Raw genomic sequence first — 9,601 nt, 5'->3', positions numbered from 1 at the left:
CCCGAGGGGCCTGCGGGGGCTGTCCTGCGGCCGAGCGCAGGTCGCCGTTGGCCTCGTCGTCCTGGCCCACGATGTAGAGCCCGTCGTTTCCGGTGCCCGGGCCCGAGGGGGACTTGCCGTCGTCCTGCGGCGCGCTCTCCGGACCGGCCTTGGCCCCCGCCGGCTCGGTGATCTTGCCGCCCCGGCGCCAGCCCGCGTCCGCGAGGAGGGCCTGGGCCGCCTGGGCGTCCTGGCCGCCGAGGGCGTCGCTGTTGTCGGCGTACGCCCGCTGCCCGGCGAGCGCCACGTGGCTGCCGACGGGCTGCGCGGGCAGGCCGAGCGGCTTGAGCACCAGCTCGGCCAGCGCCTTGCGGTCCAGCGCCCGGGCGATCGCCCGGCGCACGCGCTCGTCGGCCAGCGGGCCCGAGGCCCCGTTCATGGCGAGCTGGGTGTAGGCGGGCTCCAGGGACTTGCGGACGGTGAAGTTCCGCAGGGCCGTCTGCTCGTCGGCGTACCGTTTCACCGCCGCGACGTGCTTGTCGCGGCTCTCCTTCTCCGCCATGGCCTTGTCCTCGTCCGCCCCGAAGGCGACCGCCCACGACAGCGTGGCCTGCGCCGGGGTCAGCGCGGCTCCCGGGCCGTGCGCCGGGGCGCCGCCCGCCCCCGCGCCGCCCTTGCCGGCGGCCCCCTTGGCGGCGGCGTCCCGGCGCGCCAGGGCGATCCGGTCGGCCCCGGTGCGGTCGATCTCGGCCAGATCGAGCTTCCCGGCGGCCAGCGCCGCCGGACGCTCGGCCCGCGGCACCGCCGTCAGGACCAGCGTGTCCAGCTTGGCCTGCCGGCCCCACCAGCGCGGATTGCGGGTGAGGGCCGCGGTGCCGGTCTTCTTGTCGATCGCGCCGAGGGCGAAGGGTCCGGCGGTGACCTTCAGAGCGCCGCGGGCGCCCTCGTTGAAGGCGTCGGGGGTGCCGGTGACCTGCTTGGGGTAGAGCGGGCTGAACAGGGAGCGCCAGTCGGCGTACGGCTTGGCGAAGGTGACCCTGACCTCCAGGTCGGTCTTGCCCTTCTCGATCTTCTCGATCCGCTCGTAGCCGGCGTTGCGCGCCGTCCAGTAGGCCGAGTCCTTGCCGTTCAGGGCCCGCCACTGCGCCACGAAATCCGCGGCGCCGATCTCGCGTCCGTCGCTCCACACCGCCTGCTGGTTCAGCTTGTAAAGGACGACCTGCTTGGGCTCCCGCTCGACGACCTCGGCCTTCTCCAGGTAGTCGGGATTGGCCACGGGGCGGCCCTTGGCGTCCAGCACGAACAGCTGCGGCAGCACGGCCCCCGCGATGCGGCTGGTGGTGGCGTCCGCGTCGGCCTGGAAGGTGTTCAGGGTGTCCGGCAGGGTGTCCACGGCCCAGCGCAGCACACCCCCGTCCGCGACCTTCTCGCGGGCGGTCGTGGCGATGTCCTGGCCTGCGGCGACGGGGCCGCCCTCGTCTTCACCCGCGCCGCAGCCCGTGAGGAGCGGCAGTGCGAGGACTCCCGAGGTCAGGAGCGCCAAGGACCTGCGCCTTCGCTGGGACATGGGTGGTACCTCCGGGGCGGGGCGTGGGGGAAGCATGATCACGTTCGGCGGTATATGGAGCTGATCACACCGGTTGCCGGATCCCACTGAAATCGACGGTCCACCGCACCCTTCGCAGCCGCCTCTCGCCACGCCGCGAACCCCACCCGTGCGGACCAATCCGGCTTGCGCGCCGAAGGGGCGTTCCCCCGGGAGAGGGATGACAATGGGGGTAGGGAGGGGCGCACGGTTCACGCCTGCGCGCCCGCAATCGCTGCACGTCCCTTCACAACGGGGGACGGGAAGCGCGACACTCGCAGGCGCACATGAGCGTTGCCACCGCACCATGGCGGAAGTGAGGGCAAATCATGTCCCTGCAAGACGATCTGAGTGCCGTACGGCGCAACCTCGACGAGCTCACGCGCAAGGTCGAGCAGCTGGAGCAGCGGGCCGGCCGGCAGAAGCCCGGGAGCTCGACGCCGGCGTCCCCGCCGGCACCGTCCCGGATGGTGCCGGTCCCGGACACCCCGTACGACAGCTCGCTGTGGACCGACTCGGACGACGAGGGCCTCGGCGCCCGCGACCGCCGCGCGCCCTGACCGGCGCAGGCGACCCACAGACCCCCGTACACCCCATCCGGCCCGGCCGCTCGCGGCCGGGCCCCCTGGGGCCACCCCTCATCACTCCTCCCGGAGTTCTCTTTGGCCACAGGAACACAACCACCCCAGCAGCGGCCCGGCGGCGTCCACGACGCCTCCCGGGCCGCGATCGCTGCCCGGCACCTGCGGACCGACCGGTGGTGGATCTCCCCCGCCGTCACCGCGGCCGGGCTGCTCGCCTTCATCGTCTACTCGACCTGGCGGGCCTTCGCGAACGCCGATTACTACGCGGCCCCGTACGTGTCGCCCTTCTACTCCCCGTGCCTCGCGGAGAACTGCGTCCCGATGAAGGGCGGGCCCAACTGGGAGATCTTCGGCAGCTGGTGGGGCCTCTCCCCGGCGCTGCTGATCCTGATCTTCCCGCTCGGGTTCCGGCTGACCTGCTACTACTACCGCAAGGCCTACTACCGGGGCTTCTGGGCCTCGCCGCCCGCCTGCGCCGTCGCCGAACCGCACACGAAGTACACCGGCGAGACCCGCTTCCCGCTGATCCTGCAGAACATCCACCGGTACTTCTTCTACGCGGCGGTCCCGGTCGCGGGCATCCTCACGTACGACACCGTGCTGACCTTCCGCGACGAGCACTACGAGTGGGGCCACATGGGCCTCGGGACCCTGCTGTTCCTGGTCAACATCACGCTGATCTGGGCCTACACGCTGTCCTGCCACTCCTGCCGCCACATCATGGGCGGCCGGCTCAAGCACTTCTCGAAGCACCCGGTCCGCTACCGGCTCTGGGGCTGGGTCAGCCGGCTCAACACCCGCCACATGCAGCTGGCGTGGGCCTCCCTGATCAGCGTGGCCCTGTGTGACTTCTACGTGTACCTGCTGGCCAGCGGCGCCTTCACCGACCCGAGGATCTTCTGAGATGGCTCAAGTGGAACGGCAGCAGTGGGACGTGGTCGTGGTCGGCGCGGGCGGCGCCGGGCTGCGCGCGGCGATCGAGGCCCGTGAGCGCGGCGCCCGTACCGCCGTGATCTGCAAGTCGCTCTTCGGCAAGGCCCACACGGTGATGGCGGAGGGCGGGATCGCCGCCTCCATGGGCAACGTCAACGAGGGCGACAACTGGCAGGTGCACTTCCGCGACACCATGCGCGGGGGCAAGTTCCTCAATCAGTGGCGGATGGCGGAACTGCACGCGAAGGAGGCCCCGGACCGGGTCTGGGAGCTGGAGACCTGGGGCGCGCTCTTCGACCGGACGCCCGACGGGAAGATCTCCCAGCGCAATTTCGGCGGCCACGAGTACCCGCGCCTCGCGCACGTCGGCGACCGCACCGGCCTGGAGCTGATCCGCACCCTCCAGCAGAAGATCGTCGCGCTCCAGCAGGAGGACTTCAAGGAGCACGGGGACTACGAGGCCCGGCTCAAGGTCTTCCAGGAGTGCACGGTCACCAGGGTCTTGAAGGACGGGCAGAGGGTCTCGGGGACCTTCTGCTACGAACGCGAGTCCGGCCGCTTCTTCGTCCTGGAGGCCCCGGCCGTGGTGCTGGCCACGGGCGGGATCGGCAAGTCCTTCAAGACCACGTCGAACTCCTGGGAGTACACCGGCGACGGGCACGCCCTGGCCCTGCTCGCGGGCGCGCCCCTGCTCAACATGGAGTTCGTGCAGTTCCACCCGACCGGCATGGTCTGGCCCCCGTCGGTGAAGGGCATCCTCGTCACCGAGTCGGTCCGCGGCGACGGCGGGGTGCTGCGCAACTCCGAGGGCAAGCGGTTCATGTTCGACTACGTCCCCGACGTCTTCAAGGAGAAGTACGCCGAGTCGGAGGCGGAGGGCGACCGCTGGTACGAGGACCCGGACCACAACCGGCGCCCGCCCGAGCTGCTGCCGCGCGACGAGGTGGCGCGGGCCATCAACGCCGAGGTGAAGGCCGGCCGCGGCTCCCCGCACGGCGGGGTCTTCCTCGACGTGTCCACCCGGATGCCCGCCGAGAAGATCAGGCGGCGGCTCCCGTCGATGTACCACCAGTTCAAGGAGCTGGCGGACGTGGACATCACGGCGGAGCCGATGGAGGTGGGCCCGACCTGCCACTACGTGATGGGCGGGATCGCGGTCGACTCCGAGACCGCGGCCACCGTCGGGGTGCCGGGGCTGTTCGCCGCGGGCGAGGTCGCGGGCGGGATGCACGGCTCGAACCGGCTCGGCGGGAACTCCCTGTCCGACCTGCTGGTCTTCGGGCGGCGGGCCGGACTGCACGCGGCGGAGCAGGCCACGGCCATCGGTGAGCGGCCGGCGGTCTCCCAGGCGGAGATCGACGCGGCGGCCGCGGAGGCGCTGGCCCCCTTCCACGCAGCCGAGGGCGCGGAGAACCCGTACACCCTCCACCAGGAGCTCCAGACGACCATGAACGACCTCGTCGGCATCATCCGGCGCGAGGGCGAGATGGCCGAGGCGCTGGAGAAGCTCGCGATCCTGCGCGTACGGGCCGCCCGGGCCGGGGTCGAGGGGCACCGTCAGTTCAACCCGGGCTGGCACCTGGCCCTGGACCTGCGGAACATGCTGCTGGTCAGCGAGTGCGTGGCGCGCGCGGCCCTGGAGCGCACCGAGAGCCGGGGCGGGCACACCCGCGAGGACTGCCCGTCGATGGAGCGCACCTGGCGCCCGGTGAACCTGCTGTGCCGCCCCGTCGACCCGCCCCCGGCGGACCCGGCGGCCGACCGCATCGCCCTCGTACGCACGCGCACCGAGCCCATCCGTCCCGACCTGCTCGCGCTCTTCGAGAAGGAAGAGCTGGTCAAGTACCTCGCCGAAGAGGAGCTGTACGAATGAGTACGTACGACGCGAGCTTCCGGATCTGGCGGGGCGACGCGGAGGGCGGGGAACTGCGGGACTTCACCGTCGAGGTGCACGACGGGGAGGTGGTCCTGGACATCGTCCACCGGCTCCAGGCCACGCAGGCCTCGGACCTCGCGGTGCGCTGGAACTGCAAGGCGGGCAAGTGCGGCTCGTGCAGTGCGGAGGTCAACGGCCGGCCGCGGCTGATGTGCATGACGCGGATGTCCACCTTCGAGCGGTCCGAGACGATCACGGTCACCCCGCTGCGGGCCTTCCCGGTCGTCCGCGATCTGGTGACGGACGTGTCCTTCAACTACCAGAAGGCGCGCGAGGTCCCGGCCTTCGTGCCGCCGGAGGGGGTGGCTCCGGGCGCGTACCGGATGCAGCAGATCGACGTGGAGCGCTCGCAGGAGTTCCGCAAGTGCATCGAGTGCTTCCTGTGCCAGGACACCTGTCACGTGGTGCGTGACCACGAGGAGAACAAGGGCGTCTTCGCCGGTCCGCGCTTCCTGATGCGGGTCGCGGAGCTGGACATGCACCCCCTGGACGCGGCGGCGGAGGCGGGCCTGGACCGCAAGCGCACCGCGCAGGAGGAGCACGGGCTGGGCTACTGCAACATCACGAAGTGCTGCACGGAGGTCTGCCCCGAGGGCATCAAGATCACCGACAACGCGCTGATCCCGCTGAAGGAGCGGGCGGTGGACCGCAAGTACGACCCGCTGGTGTGGCTCGGGAGCAGGATCCGGCGGCGTTCCGACCCTCAGTAGTCGGTGCGGGGTACACAATGCCCCCTGACGTCACGTCGGTTGACGTGACGTCAGGGGGATACGCGCGCGGGCGGGGGATCAGCTCGGCGGCCGGTACCGGATGGACCAGCGGCTCGGGCAGGGCGGTATGGGCGAGGTCTGGCGCGCACGACGAGGCGTCGGGCCGGGCCGTGGCGGTCAAGGTGCTGCTGGAGACGGCGACCGACGACGAGCTGGTGGCCCGCTTCCGGCGTACGTCCTGCTCCGCCGGCAGATCGAGGACGCCCCGCGCGAGCTGGACGTCTCCCACGTCTCCCCCGAGCTGAACCGGCTGGTCCTGGCCCTGCTGGCGAAGGCGCCTGCGGACCGGCCGGAGTCGGCGGCGGCGGCGGTGGCGGTGGCTCTGCAGGGGCTGCTGGGGGCGGGCGGCGCCGCTCCCGCCTACGTACCCACCGTGGTCGGCCCCGGCGCCGCGGGCGCCGGGGCCCCTGACGCGACGGAGCCCGCCCGGGAGTGCGTACGGGAGCTGCTGCGCGAGGCGGAGGGCGCGGCGCGCGCCGCGTCCGGCCCGGCGGAGCAGCGCGTACGGGCCCCGGCCGTCGCCGCGGACGCCGCCGCGCTTCGGCTCCGCTCTGGCGGGCCGGCTGCTGGCCGATGCCGAGCTCTGCGCCTGGACCGGGGGCGAGGGCGACGGGGCCCTGATCGCCGGACTGCTGACCGTGCCGGCCGACCTCACCTCCGCCCGTGCGCCGGCCCGGGCCGAGCAGTTGCTGACCGTCGCCCAGCAGGCCCTTTCTTCACCGTGTTCGGCTCGAACCGGGAGGCGCCGCTGCGCACGGTGGCCGAGGCGCTGGCGGCGGTCGCCCCCGAGCGCGGGGTCGAACTGGCCCGGCAGGAGTTCGGGGACCGGAGGCCGGCCGACCGTGTCTGGGCCAGGGCCGCCGTCGCCGCCGCCCGTACCCGTTCCGCCGGCGTCGACCGGCACCTGGGCCCCATCCGCGACGCGGAACTGCGCACGGCCACCGAGGCCGGGGTCATCGAGGCGGTCGCCGAGCGGGACCTGCCCGAGGCGCTGCGCCTCGCCGGGGAGATCGGGGGCCGGGAACGCACGCCCTCGCCCTGGCCCGGGCGGCCCGCAACCGGGCCGCCTCAGGAGATCCGGCGGGCGCCGCCGAGGCCTTCGCCCTCGCGGAGCGGGCCTTCTCCCGCGCCAGGCGGCAGCGGGCCGCCGCCCTGCGCGAGCAGGCGGCCGGACTGGCCGTGCAGGGACAGGTCGTAGGGCCGAGCGGTTGCGCGGCCAGGCGGACCACATGCTGGAGACGTACCTCGAAGACGTCGGCGACCCGGAGACCGACGCGGTCACCGCCGCACTCGCCGAAGCCCGTCGGCGGCTCGCGCAGGGGCGCCCCGCGGCACTGGATCCGGCGACCGCCCGGGAGCGGGCCGCAGAGGCGGGGGCCCGGCACCCCGAGGGCCCCGAGCGGGCGCACGCGCTGGCCCGGATCGCCGTAAGCTGTGTGGGCGTGCAGTGGGTGCCCTGGCTCCCGGAGGCAGCCGGTGATCCCGGCACCCCGCCGGACCTCCGACCGGTCAGCGCCCCGGGTGCCGACGCGCCGGCCAGGGGGAACGCCCGGCTGGAGGGGCTGTCCGGAGTGCGCCGGTGGTTCACCTCGGCGACGCCGGCGTCCGTCCCGCCGTGCCGCGGCGAGCGTGCCCTGGCTGTCGGGGGGAGCAAGCCCCGCCGGCACTGGGAGCACCCGGGCATCGGCCGTCGCGACGCGGTCCTGCACGGGGACGGCGTCGTCCTCCCGCTGCCCGAGCTGACGGCGGTCGCGCTGTCGTGACTCCGGGTGCGGAAGGGTGAAACCGCCAATAATGTCCCCCATGTGATTCCGTCGAGGAGCAGGACGAGGAACGGGCCGCGCAGCAGGACCGCGGTGAGGGCCGGGCTCGCCCTCGCCGCCGCGCTGCTGGCGCTCGGCGGCCGGGGCGTTGCCCAGGCGCCGCTCGCGCGGGCCGAGGACCCCGTCACCCTGTCCCGGCAGGGCCAGATCACCGACCGGGTGGGGGCGCTGGGGGACCGGCAGGCGGCCGTCGCCGCCGCGCTCGACCAGCTCTACGCCGACCGGCGGATCCAGCTCTTCGTGGCGTACGTGGACGACTTCTCCGGGCGCTCCGCCCAGAGCTGGGCCGACGCCACCGCGCAGAAGAACGGGCTGGGCCAGAACGACCTCCTGCTGGCCGTGGCGACGGGGGCCCGCCAGTACGCCTATTCGGCCGACGTCGACTCCGGGTTCACCGAGCAGCAGCTGGCGACCGTCGCGCAGACGGCCATCGAGCCGGCCCTGAAGCAGAACGACTGGGCGGGCGCCGCGATCGGCGCGGCGAACGGGTACGACGCGGTGCTCGGCGGACAGCCCGTGCCCGTGCCCACCATCACCCCGGGCCCGGCCGATCCCGGTGGCGGGGCGAGCGGCGAGAACGGCGCCGGGGACTTCGTGCTGCCGGTGGTCGCGGTCGGCGCGGCCGGGGCGCTCGTGGCGTACGCGTACACCCGCCGCAAGCGGAAGGCGGCCGCCGGCGGCGGTCGCGGTACGACCACCGGGCCGGGCTGGCCCGAAGGCGCGCCGGACCGGCTTCCGCTGCCGGAACTGGACGGCAGGGCCAAGACCCTGCTGGTGGAGACCGACGACGCCGTCCGCACCAGCACGGAGGAACTCGGCTTCGCCTCGGCGCAGTTCGGCGAGGAGGCCGTCGGCCCCTTCACCGAGGCCGTGGAGTACGCCAAGAGCGAGCTGACCCACGCGTTCCGGCTGCGCCAGCAGCTCGACGACGCCTACCCCGAGGACGACGCGACCCGGCGCCGGATGCTGGACGAGATCGTCGCCCGCTGCACCGAGGCGAACCGGCGGCTCGACGCCGAGTCGGCGGACTTCGACCGGCTGCGGGACCTGGAGAAGAACGCGCCGCAGGCACTGGCGGTCGTGGAGGAGCGCTACCTGGAACTGACCGGGCGCGCCACCACCGCCGAGGCCACCCTGACCGCGCTGACCCGGCGGTACGCGGACTCCGCTTCCGCGCCCGTCGCCTCCGGCCCCGAACAGGCCAAGGACCGGCTGCTGTTCACGGCGACCAACCTGGGCCTGGCCCACGCGGCCGTCGACGCCGGCGAGAACGGTACGGCGGCCGTGCACGTACGGGCCGCCGAGGCAGCCGTGGACCAGGCGGCGACCCTGGTGGACGCGGTCGAGCGGCGGGCGCAGGAGCTGGCGGAGGCGGCCGGGAAGCTGCTGGGGGCGCTGAACGAGACGGAGACCGACCTCGCGGACGCCCGCGGGCTGCTGACGGGCACCACGGAGGGCACCTCGACGGCGGACCTGCGCGGGCGGATCGGCCGGGCGGAGGCCGTACTCGCCGACGTACGGCAGGAGGAGGCGTCCGGCCGGTACGACCCGATCGACGCGCTGCGCCGGATGGAGGAGGCCGACGCGGCCCTCGACGAAGCCCTCTCCGCGGCGCGGGAGCGGGAGTCGGGCCGGCAGCGGGCGGTGGCCCTGCTCGACCAGGCCATGCTCTCCGCGCGCAGCGCGATCGGCGCGGCCACGGACTACGTCACCACCAGCCGGGGCGCGGTCGCCAGCCAGGCCCGCACCCGGCTGGCGGAGGCCGGCCGGCACCTGGAGCGTGCGGGATCGCTGGCGGCGTCCGACCCGTCGGGCGCGCTGGCGGAGGCCCAGCGGGCGGACGCGATGGCACGGCGGGCGCAGGAGCTGGCGGAGCAGGACGTACGGGCGTACCAGGACCCGTACGCGGGCCGGCGCGGCGGCCAGGGCGGCGCCGTGCTCGGCGGGATCATCCTCGGCGAGATCCTGAGGGGCGGCGGGGGCTTCGGCAG

Annotated in this window: 8 protein-coding genes; 7 read left to right on the top strand and 1 reads right to left on the bottom strand. The window is 73.8% G+C overall.

All coding sequences use genetic code 11. The annotated features are described in order from the left end of the window. On the bottom strand, positions 1-1,546 hold a 1,546-nt coding region (locus PV721_RS37080; protein WP_319732278.1), incomplete at its 3' end, for an ABC transporter substrate-binding protein. A 347-nt stretch (positions 1,547-1,893) separates the two neighbouring features. Between PV721_RS37080 and PV721_RS37075 the strand changes: the two genes are divergently transcribed. The 7 genes from PV721_RS37075 to PV721_RS37045 all read left to right on the top strand — a co-directional run. Then, positions 1,894-2,124, top strand: coding sequence for a hypothetical protein (locus PV721_RS37075; protein WP_319732276.1), 231 nt, complete (start codon positions 1,894-1,896; stop codon positions 2,122-2,124). A gap of 102 nt (positions 2,125-2,226) precedes the next feature. Then, positions 2,227-3,051, top strand: coding sequence for a hypothetical protein (locus PV721_RS37070; RefSeq protein WP_319732274.1), 825 nt, complete (start codon positions 2,227-2,229; stop codon positions 3,049-3,051). A gap of 1 nt (position 3,052) precedes the next feature. Next, positions 3,053-4,954, top strand: coding sequence for a fumarate reductase/succinate dehydrogenase flavoprotein subunit (locus PV721_RS37065; protein WP_319732271.1), 1,902 nt, complete (start codon positions 3,053-3,055; stop codon positions 4,952-4,954). Then, on the top strand, positions 4,951-5,727 hold the full coding sequence (locus PV721_RS37060; RefSeq protein WP_319732268.1) for a succinate dehydrogenase/fumarate reductase iron-sulfur subunit: 777 nt from the start codon (positions 4,951-4,953) through the stop codon (positions 5,725-5,727). The genes PV721_RS37065 and PV721_RS37060 overlap by 4 nt, the downstream gene beginning before the upstream one ends. 100 nt (positions 5,728-5,827) lie before the next feature. Then, complete coding sequence (locus tag PV721_RS37055; protein ID WP_319732265.1) at positions 5,828-6,985, top strand: hypothetical protein; 1,158 nt, start codon at positions 5,828-5,830, stop codon at positions 6,983-6,985. 31 nt (positions 6,986-7,016) lie between these two features. After that, on the top strand, positions 7,017-7,550 hold the full coding sequence (locus PV721_RS37050; RefSeq protein ID WP_319732262.1) for a hypothetical protein: 534 nt from the start codon (positions 7,017-7,019) through the stop codon (positions 7,548-7,550). Between the two features lie 93 nt (positions 7,551-7,643). Then, positions 7,644-9,601 (top strand): TPM domain-containing protein (locus tag PV721_RS37045; protein ID WP_416371258.1); only part of this gene is annotated, 1,958 nt, incomplete at its 3' end.

The organism is Streptomyces sp. MB09-01 (assembly GCF_033794505.1).
In the GTDB taxonomy this organism is placed as follows: domain Bacteria; phylum Actinomycetota; class Actinomycetes; order Streptomycetales; family Streptomycetaceae; genus Streptomyces.
This window is presented reverse-complemented; position numbering and strand designations above follow the sequence as displayed.

Coding starts and splice junctions, on each gene's coding strand:
- PV721_RS37075 (WP_319732276.1), top strand. CDS start 1,894: ATGTCCCTGCAAGACGATCTGAGTGCCGTACGGCGCAACCTCGACGAG.
- PV721_RS37065 (WP_319732271.1), top strand. CDS start 3,053: ATGGCTCAAGTGGAACGGCAGCAGTGGGACGTGGTCGTGGTCGGCGCG.
- PV721_RS37060 (WP_319732268.1), top strand. CDS start 4,951: ATGAGTACGTACGACGCGAGCTTCCGGATCTGGCGGGGCGACGCGGAG.
- PV721_RS37055 (WP_319732265.1), top strand. CDS start 5,828: ATGGACCAGCGGCTCGGGCAGGGCGGTATGGGCGAGGTCTGGCGCGCA.
- PV721_RS37050 (WP_319732262.1), top strand. CDS start 7,017: ATGCTGGAGACGTACCTCGAAGACGTCGGCGACCCGGAGACCGACGCG.